22 protein-coding genes are annotated in these 18,355 nt (G+C 58.1%); 8 read left to right on the forward strand and 14 right to left on the reverse strand.

Annotation, left to right across the window (positions count from 1 at the left end; translation table 11 throughout):
• Nucleotides 1–7 precede the first annotated feature (7 nt).
• Nucleotides 8–511 (reverse strand): hypothetical protein, encoded by a 504-nt coding sequence (locus tag WC811_RS13585; RefSeq protein WP_372645416.1) that lies wholly within the window; start codon nucleotides 509–511, stop codon nucleotides 8–10.
• Nucleotides 498–893 carry a hypothetical protein gene (locus tag WC811_RS13590; RefSeq protein ID WP_372645418.1) on the reverse strand — a complete coding sequence of 132 codons (396 nt, stop codon included), beginning with the start codon at nucleotides 891–893 and terminating at the stop codon, nucleotides 498–500. The genes WC811_RS13585 and WC811_RS13590 overlap by 14 nt, the downstream gene beginning before the upstream one ends.
• 230 nt (nucleotides 894–1,123) lie before the next feature.
• Here WC811_RS13590 and WC811_RS13595 point away from each other — a divergent pair, with 230 nt between their 5' ends.
• The 3 genes from WC811_RS13595 (at nucleotide 1,124) to WC811_RS13605 (ending at nucleotide 2,146) form a co-directional block, all read left to right on the forward strand.
• The gene (locus WC811_RS13595; RefSeq protein WP_372645420.1) at nucleotides 1,124–1,378 is read left to right on the forward strand and encodes a hypothetical protein; all 255 of its coding nucleotides are present in this window, start codon (nucleotides 1,124–1,126) and stop codon (nucleotides 1,376–1,378) included.
• 237 nt (nucleotides 1,379–1,615) lie between these two features.
• Nucleotides 1,616–1,864 (forward strand): EF-hand domain-containing protein, encoded by a 249-nt coding sequence (locus WC811_RS13600; protein ID WP_372645422.1) that lies wholly within the window; start codon nucleotides 1,616–1,618, stop codon nucleotides 1,862–1,864.
• A 129-nt stretch (nucleotides 1,865–1,993) separates the two neighbouring features.
• On the forward strand, nucleotides 1,994–2,146 hold the full coding sequence (locus WC811_RS13605) for a hypothetical protein (RefSeq protein WP_372645424.1): 153 nt from the start codon (nucleotides 1,994–1,996) through the stop codon (nucleotides 2,144–2,146).
• 18 nt (nucleotides 2,147–2,164) lie between these two features.
• Here the strand turns inward: WC811_RS13605 and WC811_RS13610 are convergent, their stop codons facing one another.
• Nucleotides 2,165–2,341: a hypothetical protein gene (locus WC811_RS13610; protein WP_372645426.1), complete on the reverse strand. Its 177-nt coding sequence runs from the start codon at nucleotides 2,339–2,341 to the stop codon at nucleotides 2,165–2,167.
• A 604-nt stretch (nucleotides 2,342–2,945) separates the two neighbouring features.
• The gene (locus WC811_RS13615) at nucleotides 2,946–3,446 is read right to left on the reverse strand and encodes a hypothetical protein (protein ID WP_372645429.1); all 501 of its coding nucleotides are present in this window, start codon (nucleotides 3,444–3,446) and stop codon (nucleotides 2,946–2,948) included.
• 63 nt (nucleotides 3,447–3,509) lie between these two features.
• Here WC811_RS13615 and WC811_RS13620 point away from each other — a divergent pair, with 63 nt between their 5' ends.
• Entirely contained in the window at nucleotides 3,510–4,019 is a 510-nt protein-coding gene (locus tag WC811_RS13620) for a hypothetical protein (protein WP_372645431.1), read from the forward strand.
• Nucleotides 4,020–4,155: 136 nt separating this feature from the next.
• Nucleotides 4,156–4,512, forward strand: coding sequence for a hypothetical protein (locus WC811_RS13625; protein WP_372645433.1), 357 nt, complete (start codon nucleotides 4,156–4,158; stop codon nucleotides 4,510–4,512).
• Between the two features lie 84 nt (nucleotides 4,513–4,596).
• Here WC811_RS13625 and WC811_RS13630 read toward each other — a convergent pair whose 3' ends face one another.
• A complete protein-coding gene (locus WC811_RS13630) occupies nucleotides 4,597–4,866 on the reverse strand; it encodes a hypothetical protein (protein ID WP_372645435.1) in 270 nt (89 codons plus the stop codon).
• A 197-nt stretch (nucleotides 4,867–5,063) separates the two neighbouring features.
• Here WC811_RS13630 and WC811_RS13635 point away from each other — a divergent pair, with 197 nt between their 5' ends.
• Nucleotides 5,064–5,780: a YARHG domain-containing protein gene (locus tag WC811_RS13635; RefSeq protein ID WP_372645438.1), complete on the forward strand. Its 717-nt coding sequence runs from the start codon at nucleotides 5,064–5,066 to the stop codon at nucleotides 5,778–5,780.
• Nucleotides 5,781–5,816: 36 nt separating this feature from the next.
• Here the strand turns inward: WC811_RS13635 and WC811_RS13640 are convergent, their stop codons facing one another.
• The 3 genes from WC811_RS13640 to WC811_RS13650 form a co-directional block, all read right to left on the reverse strand.
• Entirely contained in the window at nucleotides 5,817–6,143 is a 327-nt protein-coding gene (locus tag WC811_RS13640; RefSeq protein ID WP_372645440.1) for a hypothetical protein, read from the reverse strand.
• 81 nt (nucleotides 6,144–6,224) lie between these two features.
• Entirely contained in the window at nucleotides 6,225–7,439 is a 1,215-nt protein-coding gene (locus WC811_RS13645) for an efflux RND transporter periplasmic adaptor subunit (RefSeq protein ID WP_372645442.1), read from the reverse strand.
• The gene (locus WC811_RS13650; protein ID WP_372645445.1) at nucleotides 7,429–10,620 is read right to left on the reverse strand and encodes an efflux RND transporter permease subunit; all 3,192 of its coding nucleotides are present in this window, start codon (nucleotides 10,618–10,620) and stop codon (nucleotides 7,429–7,431) included. Before WC811_RS13650 ends, WC811_RS13645 begins: the two co-directional genes overlap by 11 nt.
• 286 nt (nucleotides 10,621–10,906) lie before the next feature.
• On the opposite strand from WC811_RS13650, the gene WC811_RS13655 reads away from it, so the two are divergent.
• Nucleotides 10,907–11,830, forward strand: coding sequence for a LysR family transcriptional regulator (locus tag WC811_RS13655; protein WP_372645447.1), 924 nt, complete (start codon nucleotides 10,907–10,909; stop codon nucleotides 11,828–11,830).
• Between the two features lie 3 nt (nucleotides 11,831–11,833).
• On the opposite strand, the gene WC811_RS13660 is transcribed toward WC811_RS13655, so the two are convergent.
• The 6 genes from WC811_RS13660 to WC811_RS13685 all read right to left on the reverse strand — a co-directional run bounded on the left by WC811_RS13660 (nucleotide 11,834) and on the right by WC811_RS13685 (nucleotide 17,550).
• Nucleotides 11,834–14,134, reverse strand: a complete 2,301-nt coding sequence (locus tag WC811_RS13660) for an ABC transporter substrate-binding protein (RefSeq protein WP_372645450.1) — start codon at nucleotides 14,132–14,134, stop codon at nucleotides 11,834–11,836.
• 170 nt (nucleotides 14,135–14,304) lie between these two features.
• A complete protein-coding gene (locus tag WC811_RS13665) occupies nucleotides 14,305–15,147 on the reverse strand; it encodes a putative DNA-binding domain-containing protein (RefSeq protein WP_372645452.1) in 843 nt (280 codons plus the stop codon).
• A gap of 8 nt (nucleotides 15,148–15,155) precedes the next feature.
• The gene (locus tag WC811_RS13670; protein WP_372645454.1) at nucleotides 15,156–16,046 is read right to left on the reverse strand and encodes a DUF692 domain-containing protein; all 891 of its coding nucleotides are present in this window, start codon (nucleotides 16,044–16,046) and stop codon (nucleotides 15,156–15,158) included.
• A gap of 15 nt (nucleotides 16,047–16,061) precedes the next feature.
• Entirely contained in the window at nucleotides 16,062–16,781 is a 720-nt protein-coding gene (locus WC811_RS13675) for a cytochrome c biogenesis CcdA family protein (RefSeq protein ID WP_372645456.1), read from the reverse strand.
• Nucleotides 16,782–16,793: 12 nt separating this feature from the next.
• On the reverse strand, nucleotides 16,794–17,189 hold the full coding sequence (locus WC811_RS13680; protein WP_372645459.1) for a thioredoxin family protein: 396 nt from the start codon (nucleotides 17,187–17,189) through the stop codon (nucleotides 16,794–16,796).
• A gap of 103 nt (nucleotides 17,190–17,292) precedes the next feature.
• Nucleotides 17,293–17,550: a hypothetical protein gene (locus WC811_RS13685; RefSeq protein WP_372645461.1), complete on the reverse strand. Its 258-nt coding sequence runs from the start codon at nucleotides 17,548–17,550 to the stop codon at nucleotides 17,293–17,295.
• A 265-nt stretch (nucleotides 17,551–17,815) separates the two neighbouring features.
• Between WC811_RS13685 and WC811_RS13690 the strand changes: the two genes are divergently transcribed.
• Complete coding sequence (locus WC811_RS13690; protein ID WP_372645463.1) at nucleotides 17,816–18,304, forward strand: DoxX family protein; 489 nt, start codon at nucleotides 17,816–17,818, stop codon at nucleotides 18,302–18,304.
• Nucleotides 18,305–18,355 lie beyond the last annotated feature (51 nt).

Below are 18,355 nucleotides of genomic sequence, written 5' to 3' on the forward strand. Positions count from 1 at the left end.
GTCTGTTCTATCGGCCGTTTGGTACGCTCGGAAGCGGACGCGCGATTTGAGCCGGTGCCTGCCGATCTAACGACTGATCAGCGACTGTCGTCGGGGTTGAGGGGTGTCCCAATCCAATGACGGCACCCAAAATAACCAAGCCGAAGGCGGCACCCAATATCATCATAAAGCCTGGACCTATTCCGCTTCTCTCAAAAGCGTCGTCCACCCGCTGTTCCTGCATGCGCTTCTCGGTGTCGGAAAAGCGCGGGTCTGACCAAAGAGCCATGTTTTCCTCCATTGTGTGGTTGTGGAGGTCAACGATCACGGGACTGTAGGGTTCCGCAACCGACACGATGCCGGCGGCGGATTCTAGGCACTCCTTCGCGGACGCGTTTCTCGGCTTGAAGTTTTTATTTCGGAAGCGCTGCTCGCATAAAACTGCAGGAAATAGTACCTGACGGCGGAACGTGAAGATCATGTGCGCCGTGAACTTCTGAATCGTCAGCTTATCGGAATCAAGCGTTGGCAAGCCGACTTGCCATCAGACTATTCACGACCGTCGATACATCCTCGGGATTGAATGGCTTTCCGAGGATTGGTGTGTGCGGATACAGTGAACCGACATGGGCCTGGGGTGTTCCGGTGCAGAAGGCGAACGGGATGCCCTTATCATTGAGCTTGCGCGCAATCGGCTCAGCGTCGCCATCCTCGAGCATGTAGTCGACCACGGCCACATCGATATCTTCGCTCTCGATGGCGTCGAGGGCATCTTGAACGCGCACCCTCGGCCCGAGCACGTGACAACCGAAGTTTTTCAAAATCTCCTCAAGATCCATTGAGATCAGCGCGTTGTCTTCAATCAGAAGAACACGAGGTGTGGGACGCAATTGAACTTCAGCTTTTGCGGTCACCAAATTTACCGAGCCACAACGGTTCATAGGTCAGCTCCAAAAATCTGACCATCATCTCTTAATCGCTATTAATCAATGCGTTGACGCTGCAACTGCGTATCTATCATGATGTTGCTTATCAGGCGTGTGGAACGAAAATTATCTATTCGGCGTTTCATCCGCCTCTTGCAGAGTATGAGCCACTTACTCATTTTAGGCTTCCGAAGTTCATTTTCACGATGGAGGACGCGATGACTGCCGCAAACAGAGAAGAGCGCCTTCAGATCATGCTTGAGGCCGACGAGCTGCGCGCCGTCGATGATTTTAGGTACAAATATCGCCTTCCCAGCCGTGCAGCCGCTGTACGGGAGCTTTTGAAGCGCGGTCTAGCGGGTACGCCGACAGGTACTGCTGACGAGGGGTCGCGCTCGCAGGATTTCGGCGTGCTCGGAATTTCGAACGGTAGTCGGTTCAAAGATCCGGGTGGGCAGGGCTCGGCGGATTGATGGCGGCAAAGTGCAATCATTGCTGATCACGTAACGGTGTCAGGAAGAAATTCCTGTTTTAAAGGACGTCTTTCGACCTACCGAATAGCCACGCGGGAAAAGTGATAAGTCTTTGTCGGAATTGCGTAGGGGGTCGTTTCCCAATCGCATGATCATTTCTTCGCCGGAACTCCTCTCGCATATTGGACATGTAATATCATTGGATCGGTTGACCGCTTATCCGAGGAGGAGATTCTCATGCGTACTTGCCTCATTATATTATCGGCAGCTGCCGCCTTGCCCTTCGCTGCCTCTGCGCACGCGGAAACTGTCTTGAACGACGCCGATTGCGCCGTCGCGTGGAAAGAGGCTGGAGGAGCTGATCTCACGCCTGAAAAGGCAAAGCCCTTTATCGCGAGCTTCGAACAAGTAGACGTCGACCACAACGGGGCGATCGACTGGGAGGAGTTCAAGGCTGGATGCGGTAAAGGCCTAGTGAAGAAGTGACCAGCTGATCGTCCGAGTTGGTGCAGCGTACCAAGGGTCGCCTGAAGGCGATATCGAATCCGTCCTTCTTACAATTCCAGGGGCGGGTTATACCGCTTTGGCTGATATTCGTTCGGCGAGCCATCATCGGTGGTCGCCGCCAACTCTCATATGGAAAAGCGCGTCATGCACCGCCACGTCAAAATCTTCGCTGTCGCCTGCATTGTCGTCGCGATAGCCTTCGTCGCGGGGCGGTATGTGATGATCACCAATGTCGCGCATTACGACGGCGATCACCCGTAACAGTCGTCCGTTCGACGATCAGCGCGGAGTGCCGGCATCTTCCATCACGGTCGCGCGTGGCATGTTCGGCCGCTCGTGGTCGAACAGACACCAGCCCATGAAGATTATGGCGACGACAGACCCCAGCAGGCTGAGGGTTAGAAGGCCATCTTCCCGCGTGTGCATTTGATTGTCGGACTGGTGGGTAACGCTCATCACTCTTATTCCACTTTGCTCGCGCGGCAACAACTCTTCAGAGCAGCCCCGCGTGTGCAGCCGGGCGCTTCAGAAACTCAGTTGACGACGTGTCTATGGTTAGGAGAGAACCCCCGAGGTTCGCCCGATTTCTATGCCCCAATCCGACCATAGGAGTGCCGTGGTCGCAACACACATTTTATTTCAAAAATTCAGTCTTGACTGTGGTGCGATTTGAATGGCGGCGCAGACAGGCGATGGATCTGAATGCCGCTGGCGTTCGATACGGTCTCGACGGTCGCCGATATCCGGCGCGATGCCGATGAAATCAATCGGGAATTAAAAACAGGAAGGCCCCGCCATGTGACTGGCAGGGCCTACAGGATCGCGCCGCCCTCGCGCCGATCGGTTTCGGTCCCGCTTGTCCGACCTGATCGACAGCGACGCTATTCCCGCTGAGGCCAGAAGCGATACCTAATGCTGCTGTCATGAACAATTCACAATGCGTGTCAAAGTCCGCAATAAAATGGCCGGAACGGCGGCGGCTGTCGTAAGGCCGAAACGCCGGTGTTGCTTCCAATTTGCGCGGCGGGCTCAAATGTTCGAGAGCCGAGCGTCTCGCGGACTAGTAATCGTCATCCTCTTCGACGCGATAGCTATACGGATGGTGACTGCAATATTCGGCGGCAGCCTTTTGCGCGTCTTCCCACGATTCGAATGAACTACCGATCGTCTCGGTGCCGCCGCTGAAGCAGCCCTCGGTATCATTTCGGCAGTGATCGCACCAAACAACGACTTTGAATTTCGCCATGTTGGCTTCTCCCTTGAGAAAAGCCCTCGGCGTTGCTCCCCGTTCGTGCACGACGTCTCGATGTGCAATACGCGCGGAATGGCGGTCTGCTTGCGCCGCCCTGCTATTCTTGTGCGGTTTCCTCGCGGTACTCGCCCACAACAGATTCGGATTGAGGCTAGCATTGGGCAGGGAGACAAAACGTGACCGCAGCGTAACACTTTGGACAAAAAGCGTCGGGCAGCCGATCGTGCAATCGCGGAAACCGCAAATTTTCCAAGGCAAGACATCGCGCATAAAGTCACATTGGGGCATCGGGAACTCGGTCTGCCACATTCTCTCTGGTAGGCTCCGATGTTCGTGAAAGTGCATACACCTTATTCGGGGAAACCAAACGCCGTGAACGTGCGACTGATCTCTATTCTGGCCAGCGGCCTGTCTCTCATCGCATCGAATGCCGAAGCGATCTGCACGATGAATGAGATCGAAAAGCCAAACACCAGAATCGGCGTTTGCCGACAGCAGCCTGGCATCGCATCGGGTTTCGGCTGCACGTCGCTGCTGATGAAAGAGCAAGTCGCCGATCAGTTTCAGCAGATCGAATTGGCGCGGCGCTGCGGTTTCAACGCCGAAGCCGATAAGCTCGAAAAATTTTACAACGAGACGACGCCGTATGTCGCGAGCCTATATGAGTGCATTGATACTTCGGTGGACCTTGGCGACGTCGAGAAGAAGGCCAAAGAAGAGGTCGCGAAAAAGTTGATCAGTCTTGCTCCCGGGTGTCCGGCCGATCTAAAAGACAAGATGGCGAAGCGATTGCCGAAGCTGATCGAGATCGACGAGAAATCTTTGGCCGAAATGAAAGACCTTGCGGTCAAAATTAATCTCACCCCCATGCCCAAGAAGTAGGGAGGCGGTGCCGGATGGAAGGCGAATAAAACAAGGTTTTGTTCACCCTAACTTCGCATGGCATTCTTGAATTTAAGACATGTCTCCTAATGTTGTTCGGCCCGCAGGGGCTGTGAATGCGTTTGGGAGACGTCCCATGTCTGGTTACAGGTTCGTTATTGGCGCTCTGGCCGCAGCGTTGAGCGTCGGTGTTTTCTCGTCCGCTGCCGATGCAACGCATCGCCGGTGCGGATTCGATCCGTACGGATATCATGCTCCGGATTTCCGAGGCTGCCCCAGGGAGGTCAGGCGCGCTTACCGCCGGCAATACCGTGAAGGTTGGGGATTTTATCCGGCGTACGGCTTCTACCCAGCCGACAGCTACTATGCGCTGCCGCGCTACCCGGTTTATGCCGTGCCGGCGCCAGTTTATCCGGCTTACCCGACGGCCTATTGCTACTACGACAACGGCTACGATTATCGCGTTCGCAGCGTCTGCGTGCCTGCCTGGTGAAGACCGGCTTGGTGGCGACGGGTGTCTTAGGCTAGACGAGACGCCGGACGTTCCGGCGTCATCGCGCGTGCCCTAATACCGCCCTTAACGAATCCAGCCTAACGGCGCAGGTCCCCGGCAAAAGTCTTGGTGGTGCAGGTAGTAGCAGCGCCGGCCATCGTAGTAGTCGTCGCGGGCGAAGGGGTCGCCCGCATACGTCGCGAAACCGAAACGGTAGCCGTGGGGCGGCCCGGCGCGGTGGTAGCCGAGCCGGAAGTCCTTCTCGTGGCGGTGATGTCGGTGATGGGCTTCGGCGGAGGTTGCCAGGGCCGTGAGCCCCAAGACGACGCTAGCGACGCATACAGATTTCAACATTCGTTGCCTCTCGGGATTGCTGCCTTTCTGTTTCAGTCTCCCGTTCGGCGTTCGGACGCAACGGGGAACTCAAGCTTTGGCAAACAGGATATCGGCGGGCGCGAGCGTTTTTAATCAAAACGTCAAATTCCTTTGGCAAATCGATCGAGGTGGGCTTCTGTCGTTTTTGCGCGATTGAGGCAAACGAAAGCATCCCGATGCATCGGCTTTTGACAACAAAGAGAGCGTCAGGCGTTTTTCTAATTGTCGGCATCATGACGGGCGTTGGCATGTCCGGCGCCCACGCGGCTGACGTATGCGAAGCGCTCTGGCGGGCGCGCAATGGCATCTTCGCGAACAGCGGCTATTGTTTTGCGAGCGCCGAAGCGCTGGCGGTGTTCGGGAAGGGCTGCTTTGCGCCGTATGGCAAGCTTTCGCCTGCGGATGAAGCAGATGTCCAGCGCATCAAAGATATTGAGACGCATCAAAACTGCCCGGCAGTCCCGGCGGGCGTTGCTGGACCCACCGCGCCTCCGCGGCAAGAGGGCGGTCGCGTCGTTCCGAAATACGTCGTCCAACTGACGTTGTCTCGCGCGGCGGCGAACAAGCTTTCGGCGTCGGGCGAAACCGTTCGCGTTGCCGCATCTTATTATGGCAGCGCGGCTTCAGGTGTCGCCGCCGGCGATGATGGAGAGATCGGATTGGCGAACGAGACGATCGATTTGCCGAACGGCACAACGGCGGTCAACATGGGCGGGATTTCCATCGCCGAGCGCGACATCCGCAAAACGGCTGAGGGTAAGCCCATGCTGCTGATCAACGTCTATACGAGCCGCAAAGTTTTCCAGGACAACCTGCTCGACTGCGGCATCTATCAGGGCGATGCGGCGTTGGCCGGGCAAGTCGAGATCAATTGCAAACTGATCGGCGAATAAACGTCCGCCGCGCTTTCCGAATCGCGCGTTCGAGAATTACTGCAGGCCCGGCGACGACGGATTATGCGGCGGCGACGTGCCTTCGGGACCAGTGCCCTTTTCGCCCGAGCTGCTGCCTGAACTGGAATTTGCGGGCAAACTGATTTCCGGCGGCGGCTGCTTGTCGATTGGTATGGATGGCGACGTCGGCGAGATCTGCGAGTTTTTCTCGCTTCCCGGGCCGACTTTGCCCGGCTCGATGCTTTGGCCGCCGCCCGGAGCATGGGCGGGAATATCGTTGGCAGACGACTCTGCCAGCAACGGCAGCGAACTCGTGAAGGCGACCGCCGTCATCGCGGCAGCGACCAGAAGTTTTGTCTTCATGGCGAACCATCCTTGCGCTGTTTCATGCGGGTCCAACGCATGGCGCAACGTCCATGTTCCCCAATCGCGTCTCGGCGAAGATCAGCTTTTGTTTGCCGGCAGCGGCCCGTTCGACGTCGAGGGTGCGTTGGCGGGGCTGGGTTTTTCCTTCACGCTTACGCGATCGCCATCGACCGCACCGTCGGGCGGGTTTTCGATCACATGATCTTCCGGGGAAAGCCCGGATGCGATTTCGATGGTGGCGCCGCGGTCGCGGCCAATCGTGATGGTCTTCAGCGCTATTTTTCCATCCGTGTCGACGGTCGCGACGCGAATGCCGGCTTTATCGAATATGATGGCGCTCGATGGCACGACGAGAACGTTGTGCTTATTGCCGACGGTCAAATGGACGTTGGCGTAGGCGCCGGGCATTAACTCGCCGGCGGCATTGTCGACGATGAGCTGCATGCGCGTCGTGCCGGAAGCGACGTCGACGGCGCCGGAGGATGCCTCGACCTTCGCATCGTACTTTTTGCCGGGCCGTTCGGGAACGGTCAGGGCACCGATCGTGCCTGTCGGGATCGTCGGAACGTAGGCCTGGGGTACATTGACGTAGAGCCGCAGCTTGTGAACGTCCGAGACCACGAACATTTCCGAGCCGGTTGAACTGCCGGTGTTGATCAAGTTGCCGACGTCGGTGTTGCGAACCGTTATGATGCCGGCAAAGGGCGCGACAATGCGCTTATATTCGGAGAGCGCCTTCAACCGGTCGACGTTCGCCTGCTCGGATTTGACGAGGGCGTTCTTGGCATCGAGGTCGGACTTTTTTTCATCAGCCGCCTGGTGAGTAACGTAGTTGCTCGGCAGCAGGGCTTGATAGCGCTGGTTCGTGACGTCCGCGAGGGCGGCATTGGCCTCGGCGTTGGTCAAGTCCGATTGCGCCTGCGACAGTTGCTGATCGAGATCGGGGGCGTCGATGGTCGCGAGGAGGTCGCCGGCCTTCACCTTGGAGCCGATGTCGACGTTGCGGCTCGCGACGTAACCGTTGACGCGCGCGAATAGCGCGGCCTGGTAGAAGGCGTCGAGACGGCCGGGAAGATCGAGAACGCCGATGCTCTGCTCGACGGTTGGCGTGGAGGTCGCAACCGTCGGCACGGCGCGCTCGGCCGCTTTGGATTTTAGCTGGGCAACGCTTTGCCCGCGACTCTCTATTCCGGTGAAGGCGAGAAACGCAGCGCCACCGACGAAAATGATCGTCGCCAAAGGCATTTTCCAGCGCGAGCGCCGGGGCGGCTCGGCAGGCGTTTCAGGCAGCATGAAATTCTCCAGGAGTTGCACCTTGCGGTGACGAAGAGCGTGAGGTTCGGCGTCTGTGCATCAGGCTGAAGACGATCGGCACAATGAAGAGCGTCGCAGTTGTCGCGAAGATAAGGCCGCCGATAACGGCGCGGCCGAGAGGCGCGTTCTGCTCGCCGCCTTCGCCAAGACCGAGCGCCATCGGCGCCATGCCGATGACCATTGCGAGCGCGGTCATCAAGACGGGACGGATACGGACGAAGCCGGATTCCAGCGCCGCCTGGATTGGGTCGCCGTGTTCGGCCAATCGCTCACGGGCAAAGCTCACCACAAGAACGGCATTCGCGGTCGCAACGCCCATACACATGATGGCGCCGGTCAGAGCGGGAACCGATAGCGTCGTTCCGGTCAGGAAGAGCATCCAGACGATGCCGGCCAGGGCCGCGGGAAGCGCCATGATGATCACCAGTGGGTCGCCCCACGATTGGAAATTGACGACGATCAGCAGGTATATAAGCACGATGGCGCCGAGGAGACCGAACAACATTCCGGCATAGGCGCTATTCATTGTCTTGACTTGGCCGAGGAGGACGGCGGTCGCCCCCTTGGGAAGCTCACTCTTCGTGGCGTCGACGACCTTTTGAATGTCGGCAGCGACGGCGCCAAGATCGCGTCCCTCGGTCGTCGTCAGAATCTGCACCATCGACTGGATGTCGTATTGCGATACGACGGCGTTCGTCGTGGCCCGGTCGAAATTCGCGACGGCGCCGAGTATTTGGGAGGGACGGCTTGTGTCCGTTGCCGTAATCGGGAGGTTTTGCAGCTCGTTAAGCGTGTCTAACCGGTACTGTGGCGTCTGAATGACGATCGGGTACGACACTCCGTTCTTGGGGTTTAGCCAGTAGGTCGGGCTGACCTGGCTACTTCCGGCAAGACTCGTGCTGAGGCTATTCGTGACGTCCTTTTCGGTGACGCCGACGTACTGAGCGCGCGAGCGGTCAACGACCACCTTGAAGCCTGGATTGTTGCGCGATTGTTGGATGCGCGCGTCCGCGACGCCTGGAATGAGCTTGATTTTACGCAAAATATTCTGGGCGTAGTCGTATCCCGCCGCGAGGTTCGGGCCTCGGATTTGCAGGTCGATTGGTGTCGGGGCGCCGAAGTTCAGAATTTGACTGACAATATCGGCGGGAAGGAACGAGAAGGTCGCGCCCGGGAATTGCTTCGGCAACTGGTCGCGGAGTTCCCTGACATATTCGGGCGTGGGGCGGTGGTCTTGATTGAGGGCAATTTGGATATCGCCATCCTGCGGCCCGATCACGCCCGTGTTGTTATAGGTCATGTTGATGCCGCTGACCGGAATGCCGATGTTGTCGACGATCGCGGACAGATCCTCGGGCGCGATGATCTCGCGAATGGCGTCTTGAATGCGCGCAAATTCGTGCGCGCTTTCTTCGACGCGCGTTCCGATGGAAAGGCGGACGTGCATCAGGATCTGGCCTGAGTCGACCGACGGAAAAAAGTTTTGGCCGAGGTATGGGGCCAGCAGGAACGAAGATCCGATGAATCCGAAGGAGGCGATGACAACGATTATCCGATGACGGAGCGCGCCTTCGAGCATCCCGTGGTAGCCGGCGCGGAACGTCTCGAAGCTGTGCTCGAAACCACGCTGGAAGTGCACGAACGGATTGCGTGTCTGCCTCTGATGGGCATGGGGATCGTGCGGCTTCAGCAGGTACATCGCCATCGTCGGCACGAGCGTTCGCGATAGTATGAAAGAGGCGACCATCGCGAACATCACCGCTTCGGCCATCGGCACGAAGAGGAAACGCGCGACCCCCGTCAAGAAGAACATCGGGACGAACACGATGCAAATGCAAAGCATCGAGACAAATGCCGGCGTCGCGATCTGATCGGCGCCGTCAAGGATAGCGGTTTCGACGTCCTTGCCCTGCTCCAAATGGTAGTTGATGTTTTCGATCGTGACTGTTGCTTCGTCGACGAGGATGCCGACCGCAAGCGCCAAGCCACCGAGCGTCATGATGTTGAGCGTTTCTCCGAGCGCCGACAGCATCGCGACCGATGAAAGGACTGCGAGGGGAATAGACGTAGCGATAATGATGGTCGAACGCATGCTGCCGAGAAAGAGCAAGATCATCACGCTGGTGAGGGCAGCCGCCAGGACACCTTCGTGAATGACGTTGTTGACGGCGCCCCGGACGAAAACCGACTGGTCGCCAAGCAGCGCAATCGTTAGGGCGTCCGGCAGACTCGGCTTGATTTCGGTGATCTTGTCTTTGATGCCCTGAATGATATCGAGCGTCGATGTGGCACCGTTTTTCAACACCGACAGGAGCACGGATCGATTGCCGTTGACGTGGACGATGTTCTGTTGCGGTGGGTTGCCGTCTCGGACATGGGCGACGTCGCGAATGTAGACCATCGCGCCGTTGATGGCCTTGATCGGCAAATCGCCAAGAGAGTCGATGTCCGACGGCGCGTTGTTAAGCTGCATCGTGTATTCGGTGGCACCGATTTTTTGGGTGCCGACCGGATTGATCAGGTTCTGAGCAGAGAAGGCGCTCTGGACGTCTTGTGCGGACAGGCCCTTCGCGCGCAGGGCTGCATTATCAAGGTCGATCTGAATCTGACGTGTCTTGCCGCCGTAGGGATAAGGCACGGCTGCGCCAGGAACCGTCACTAATCTCGTGCGGATCATGTTCAGGCCGAGGTCCGACAGGTTTTGCTCTGTCAATCCGTCGCCGCCGAGCGCCAGCTGCAGGATCGGCACGGTCGAGGCGTTGTAGTTCAGGATCAGGGGTGGAGTCGCGCCGGGCGGCATCTGCTTCAAGATCGTTTGCGAAACAGCAGTCACCTGCGCGTTCGCGACGCTGATATCGACGCCCGGCTGGAAAAAGATTTTGACGATGCCAATGCCGGTATAGGAGTTGGCCTCGATGTGTTCGATGTCGTTGACGGTCGTTGTCAGCACGCGCTCGAACGGGGTCGTGATGCGGCCGGACAATTCATCGGGCGGGAGGCCCGTGTATTGCCAAACAGCGGCGATGACCGGAATTCGGATATTCGGAAAGATGTCGACCGGCGTGCGCACAGCCGCCAAGCCGCCGGTGAGAAGGATGAGCAGTGCCAGCACAACGAATGTGTACGGCAACCGCAGGGCGATTCGCACAAGTGCAGCCATAGTTCCGAAATCTCCACACCGCCGGTTCGAAATGGAAGCCGGTCACCGCCTTCGCGACTAACTCAGGGCCCGGCGGACATCCGTCTCTCAAACCGCTAAAATCGACAGCGACGAAACCGCGCGCTCGTTTGCGGAGGTCGCCTACTCTGCATTTCCCCCGGGATTTCAGGAGATCGGATCGAAGGACATTCGTCGAGAATTGGTGTGAACGTGGTCCATCTGTCCAATAGTATGTTAGGATGACATTATTCTTATATAGCGATTAATCTCAGATGGCGCTCAAGCTGTGGACCTCAAGCAACTCGAACATTTCGTAGCCGCCGCGGAAGAACAGCATTTTACGCGCGCCGCACGGAAAATGAACATCGTTCAGTCTGGCTTGTCTGCGTCCATACGCGCGCTGGAGCAGGAGATGGGGGCGCCGCTTTTCGTCAGAACGACCCGGCGAGTCGAGCTGACCGTCGCGGGGCGCGTTCTCTACGAAAAAGCGCAGGGCATCATTGATGGGGTCAAGGATGCGCGGCGCGCGGTTGCGGCGATCAACGGGTTGGAACGCGGCTCGCTCAGCATCGGCATCTGCGGAAGCCTCCACGCCTTTTTTGACCTTCCGCTTCTCCTTGGCGAGTTTCACGCCCTCTATCCGGCGGTTGAAATTCGGCTCTGCCACAGCACTGGCGCGACCCTTATGGAGAAGGTCAAGGACGGCAGCGTCGATCTCGCGTTCTTTCCGCTCTATGAGAAAAGCCGCGAGATCGTCTCGATACCGATCGCATCGGATACGCTGGTTATTGCCCATCCGTTGGGACATCCGCTTGAAGGGCAGCAGAACTTGTCGCTTGAAAGTCTAAGCGACGAGACCTTCGTCGACTTTCAGCCAGACAAAGGCACTCGCAGAATTGTCGATCAGGCGTTCGGTGCCGTCAACGTCTCGCGCAGGACTGTGCTTGAAGTCGGCGACGTGCAGGTGCTTCTCGATCTCGTCGCGAGGGGCTTCGGCATCGCGCTGGTTCCGAAGACATTTGCGCTCGCGCGCGCCTCTCTCGCGAAGACTCCCAAGATCGGGATAGCGACGCTGAAGAAGCCCGCTCTTGGTTGGCACCTTGTCGCGGCATTCAACGGCCGGGCTGGCGCCGCACAGTCACGCAATCCGGCCGTAGCCGCTTTCACCAAGCTGCTCGACAAGATCCGCTCGGACGCCGCCGCGGCCTGAGAGTCAGGCCATGCTCGCCTGATAGACGTAATAGGCCATGCCTGCGGCCATCAGGGGAACGAGCGTAATATGCAGGAAGGCGAGCGATTTCTTGAGCCAACCGATCGGTTCGACGCGCCTGTTCACACGGGCGATTGTGATCGCGATGATCACACTCAGCACCAGATACGTAAACAGGAATAGTCTGTCCGAGAGCGTCTCGATGTTGGCGTCGAGCTTCGGCAGGGCCAAATAGAGCGCGACGGCCGAGAGTAGCGCCGTCACCTGGATCGTCACAATGGCTTCGAAGTGATGCGTCGAAATGAAGATCGATAGATAAGCAATGAACAGGATGAAGCCCAACGGCACGACGACACGAAGAAAGTAATCGGTTGTCTGTCGTTTCATGAGCCAGACGAAGCTTGCCTTATAGAAAGGGACGACACTCGGCTGGAGGGTTTGCGCATCGATGGTGCGCACGAAATCCTCGTCGTAGCCGACGTACTGGCTCTTGGGGTCCCAGCCATCGACGGTGATCGATTTGTCGCGCAGCTCCTGCGGTGGCGGCTGGACGATGAATGCGCCGCTGCCATGTTTTGGCTGGATGTCGATCGAAAACTTCTGCGTGTCGAACGGATAGTTTCGAAGGTTCGGCTGATAGAGGAATTTGCCTGTTACCTGATAGATTTTCATGTTGTCCGGGTAGGCGTCGCTTTTGCCGCCATCGTGAATTGGCCGGATTGTAATCTGGCGGTCATTCGAGCCCGGTTCGAGGTAGGCGTTGGAGAATTCGATCTGATCAATCGATGCGCCGTTTTTGTCATTCATCGAGATGTAAAAATCGGCGAGAAATGTCTGGTCATTGTCGTCGATGCGGTCGGCGCGAATGAGATCAATATCGGCGTAAAGGGTGTCGATACGCCTTGTGGTGTTGTTCCGCAGATTCAGGAACTGCATCGGGGCAAGCTGGGCGTGTCCGAGCCCGCGCGGCAGCATCACGATCAAGGGCGCACGCGCGGCGGCGCGCGATGACGGACGGAACGACCAATTTCCGAAGCGGCCTTTGAACATGCCTTTGCCGGCGGCGTACGTCGTATTCAGGTCGTTCACGACGAAGTCGCGAAGAGCGGGGACGTTGGCGGTTGCTGGAGCAGACCGCGCGGATTCCGCAATGAGCCGGATCATATCCGCGTAGCGCATGCTGATTTGCAGAGCGCGAATGTTTTCGTCGTCGAGCACATCAGGCGGGACGTCATCGTCGCGCAGCTTGCAGGTGCCGTCTTTCCAGCCGGGCGCGGCATCGTTTTTTGCGCCTTCGAAGATCCAGTATTCGGGATTGGTGCTGGTCAGCAACAAGTCGCGCAAACGATCGCTGTAGACGTCGGGAAATCCCTCCCAGGCGAGCTGGTAAAGATTGTTGGGGTAGATGCTGCTGCTTTTTGAAACCAACGTTTCAAGGCGGCCAGTCACGAATATTGGCGGGGTGTATCCGGCGGTTTTGAATTGGGTCAGGACATCCTTGAGCCGCTTGCTGCCGATCGCGAGGAAGACCAATTCCGGCGTCTTGGTCTTGAGATCCTCGATGGTCGCGGCGATATCGGACGGGTCCAACTTGTCGTCGGCAAGGGCGAGGCGGTGATCTGCGACGATGGCATCGGCGCCAAGAAGCTGCTTCAGGGAATCTCCGAGATTGCCGCTGGCGACGTTGTCCTTAATTCCGACGAACGCCACCTTGGTGAATTTCATTTCCTTGATGAATGAACTGATGACCGGCATCCGCTCTTCGTCTTCCGAGGGTCTTGTCGTAAAGATGGAGGGATAATTGGCGATGAGGTTGGTGACCGAAATGTCCGATAGGAAGGGAACATTGCTCGCATTCAGATCCTTTCCGACGGCATCGAGGGCGGCTTTGGCGCGCGTGGAGTTCGTAAGTCCGACCATGCCGAGAGTCTGCGGATCCGCGATTGCTTGGGCAAGATTGGTAATGGCGCGCCGATTATCGTCTTTGTCGTCGTAGAGATTGACGATCAACTGACGGCCGCCGATGCCGCCGGTCCGGTTGATGTAGTTCTGCGCCAGCGTCGCAACGCGCTTGATGGCGGTGACGATGCCGCTGTCGTAGCAATCGTCGGTTTTCGAGGTGAAGAAGATTGGGATGACAACCGGCGGCCGCTGCGCCGCGTCCGCGTCTTCGACCACCTGTACGGCGGCGGGCACGCTGGGTCCGATGAACATCACCGATAGCGTCGCGACGACCGCCGCCAGACGCCGCGCCGTCCGCCAACTCAACGCGCGCGTGTAAAACTCAATCCCCGCCAATTTCACGTCCCCCACCCGATCTTTATAGGAATGACGCACCCGGAATCCCGCCGGCGCCCCAATTTCCTTACCTCGAACGACTCGTGCCCGTTCGATCTTTATAATCCGGGGCCAGAGAGCGGAAGAATTTGGTTTGGGTTTGGCGGCATCGCGGTTCCGTGCCGCAATTGCACGAATTATTCTTCGGTCTGAGCTTTTGCCAGGAGGCCGGAGATAATCCAGCCCTGGAGATGCTGGGCGGCGCGCAGCGGGGCCGAGTCGGGGTCGTCATAAATGGCGACAAGTTCGCAAAGACTGCCGAAGGGAACGCCATTCACCGTCTCATTCCACATCATGGCTTCTTCACCCGACATGCGGCGGAGCTTGGGTGTCGTCTCGTGGCGCCAGACAATGATATTTTCCGGTGCTGGATGCGTTTCAACCTGAGGTGGCGTCTCCTCCTTCTTGAGCGAAAGCCAAAGCGCGTGCGCATTGGTCGTGAAGACAAGGCGCTGTGCGGACGAATGCGGCTCGAAAATGAGATCGGCCCAGAGTTCGGGGGGGACCGCGGCGAGATCAGAGAGCGCCAACGGTTCGGCATCGGGCGCGTCGAAAGCATCGTTCAGTGCGCGTTCCAATGTGGCAAGCTCCGCAAGGTGCGGCTCGTTGGGGTGTGTCTCCGCGATGAAATCCGGCAGGCGATGCGAAAACCAGCGTGCGTTCTGGTTCCGCGACGGGCAGGCCTCTATGTAGGCCCGCGCAATTTCGTTGAACACGTCGTCGCCCAGGTAGCTCGAAAGAAAGGGATGATCGTTGCGAATGACCTCGACGAGGCGGGCGGCGTAGGCGTGACGGTAGACGCCAAACAGGACATTCCTATCGGTGCGCGAATTGTCCAGGATCTCATTCAGCACAGCGTCGTCACCGGAAATTACGGCGCGTTGAAAGGCTTCCTGCATTTCGCTCAGCGTCGGCGCGGCGTTTTCAGCTTTCGCTGAACTTTGGGCTTTCCCGGACGATACGGCGACGGGTGGCGACATACGAAATCCTAGGGCTTTTTCGATCCGGAGAACACCTCGTCGGCGAGCACGCGTGCTTTGCCGAGTTCATCGAGCATTGCAGCCAACGGCGGGATGTCGTCGTCGCGTTCGATGATCGTTGAGACCGGCCCGAAGCGATCGAGCGCCGCCTTGTAAAGTGTCCAGACTTCATCGCAGACGAGGGCATCGTGGGTGTCGATGATGTGCGTCATGTTGTGCTCATGGCCCGCCAGATGAAACTGGACGACACGGTCGGCTGGGATGCCTGCGATGAATTCGTGGGGATCGTAGTCGTGATTGAAGGCGCTGACGTAGACGTTATTGACGTCGAACACCAGCCAGCAGCCCGTTCGCTTCGCCATTTCGGCGATAAATTCCCACTCCGGCATTTCGGAATTGCGGAACTGGACGTAGGTCGAGACGTTCTCGAGCGCCACGGGCCGCTTGAGATAATCCTGAACGTACTGAATGCGGGAAACGACGTGGTCGAGTGCCTCGCGCGTGTATGGGAATGGCAGCAGATCGTGGAGGTTGACGCCATGGACACCCGTCCAGCAAAGATGGTCAGAAACGAACACGGGCTCCGTTCGGTCCGCGAGCGCTTTAAGCTGCTTCAAGTAATCGGGGTCGAAGGGGGCGGTGGAGGCGATCGAGAGCGAAACGCCGTGCATGACGATCGGATAGCGGGCGCGGATCTGGTCAAGGATGCGCAGCGGCTGACCGCCGGGCACCATATAATTTTCCGAGATGACCTCGAACCAATCGATATCCGGGTCGCCATCGAGAATGTCGGCGTAGTGCTGCGAGCGGAGCCCCAATCCGAAGCCGAGATAACGGGGCTTGTCCTCGGTCGCGGGCTGACGGTGCGCCACAGCATTCGCCTTCGCTTGAACGAGCATCGTACTCTCCTCGTATCAGAACTGTGTGGTCAACTGGGTCAACCAAGCCGGAGACGCTGCAACAATATGCGTTTCGAGCGTTTTGTCGAAGCCGGTCAAGATGGCGAGACCGGTCAGGATCAAGACGCCACCAAGGACATATTTGCCACTCGATCCCGCAGATGACAGGGTATCGCGCCACCGATTGAGAATTTCGCGCGAAAGGGCGCCGAGGATGATCAGCGGCACCACAGCTCCGAAGCCGAAAGCGAGCAGCGTCACCGCCACTTGCCCGAGGTCCGTGCCTTGGGCTGCGAGCAGCGAAGCCGCGCCAAGTGTCGGGCCGACGCAGGGGCTCCAGACCGCACCCAGGACTAGGCCAACGCCAAATTGGCCGAGAATTCCGGGGCCAGCGTAGCTTCCGAGAGCGTGATCCGCCCAGTTCGAAATAGGCCCCGCAGCAACCGCGAAACGCTCTTGCAGCACCGGAATGACCAGCACGGCGCCGATCACGATCAGAAGCGAAGCCGCAATGAAGCGGAAAAAGGTGCCGTCGAGGCCGATCGAGAAGCCAATCGTCGCCACAAAGAGACTGATCGCGACGAACGAAATTGCAACGCCTGCGGACAACGCCAGGGGACCGTAGCGGTGTGCAGATGCCGCCGTCCCCATGACGATCGGGACGAGCGGAAGCACACAGGGCGACAAAACGGAGAGAATGCCCGCGACGAAGGCCAATGCAAAGGATGCAAGCATGATCTCGGACCCCTAGAGTGCCTTGCGCATCAGGCCGTCGATGGCCTCTTCGCTGGTGCTGCCGACGGAGCGGCCCGTTTCCTTGTCGCCCTTGAAGACGATCAGTGTGCTTTGCACTTGGGCGCGGAATTTCCTCAAGACGTCTTTCCGGGTGTCGAAGTCGACCTCGAAGATCGTCAGGTCTTTGTATTGCGGCTCGGCGGAGAGCTTTTGGATGATCGGCTTCTGAGCTTGGCAGGTCGGGCACCACGGCGCAGAGATATCAATTAGGATGGGTTTTCCCTGGGCTTGGACCGCGGCGAAAGCCGTCTCGTCGAATGTCTTTTGTTCGGCGGCAGAAGCCCCGACTGTTGTCAAAGCGACGATCGCCAATGCTAGGCTCGCCTTCGCAAAATGTCTCAATGTCATGGATCTGCCTCGAACCTTGTATTTCTATTCGCCGGGCTGGGAAGATTGTCCCGGGATAAAGAAAAACGCCGCTGTTCGAGCGGCGCTTTTCACTTCGGTCTGCTTATTTCGCCGGTTCGAACTTGCCGGTCGTGCAGCCTTCTTTGGTCGTCTCAGAGAAGCCCTGGCCCTTGCAGGCGTTCTGGCCCTTGCAGGCATTCGTAGCGCTCTTGCATGCGCTCTGGCCCTTGCAGGCATTGGCGCCGATGCAATGACCCATTGCTTCATCGGCAAATGCCACGCTCGACATAACGGCGTTCGCAAGCATGAGGGATGCTGCAGCGGCTGCGATAGCCGAACCGGACTTTACACTGATCTTCATGGTATGTTCCCTTTTGGAAGGTTTTGTATTTCCACGCTGTCATTGTGTCCCGATTACCTGGGACACGGTTGGGTTACGGATGGCAGCGGGCGGACGTTTCGAAATTCTGAAAAGAAAGTTTAGATAATTTTACATCGCGGACGGTGGGCAAGCGCGTGCACACAATTATTCCGGTCGAGATGTAACCCGCGGCCGAGGCCGCTCGTAACACCCCATCAGTTGCGGCGGGCTGATCCGCCTCTTTTTCCAGCTGAGGGCAAGTGCCATGAATTTCCTGACACACTGGTTGATCGACGTACCGGAACGTCTCTCGCGCTATTTCATGTGGCTCGGGCCGCTTTTTGCGCGCATCGTCGTCGGCTGGGTTTTCATGTGGAGCGGCTGGGAAAAGCTTAATGCGCTGCCGCAGATCACGGCGAATTTCGCATCCTGGGGTATCCCCTTTCCCCAGATCACGACGCCGTTCGTTTCGGGGGTCGAATTCTTCGGGGGCCTGTTCCTGCTGCTCGGATTATTCACGCGAATTGCAGGCGTGCCGCTCGTTATCGTCATGATCGTCGCGATTATCAGCGCGAAATGGGAGCAAGTCGATTCGCTCGAGACGCTCCTTGGCTTTGAAGAAGTGTCATACATGGCGCTGTTCGGATGGTTGGCCATCGCCGGACCGGGGCCGATCTCGCTCGACTATCTTCTGCAAAAATTTCAGACGAAATCGAATGGCGAGGTGCTTTCACCTTCGGCTCGAACGACCTGAAATCGAAGCAGGTTCCTCAATCGTGCCTCGGGCTGTCTTGCGGGCGGCCTC

Origin of the sequence: Hyphomicrobium sp. (genome assembly GCF_041659645.1) — a bacterium.
In the GTDB taxonomy this organism is placed as follows: Bacteria; Pseudomonadota; Alphaproteobacteria; order Rhizobiales; family Hyphomicrobiaceae; genus Hyphomicrobium_B.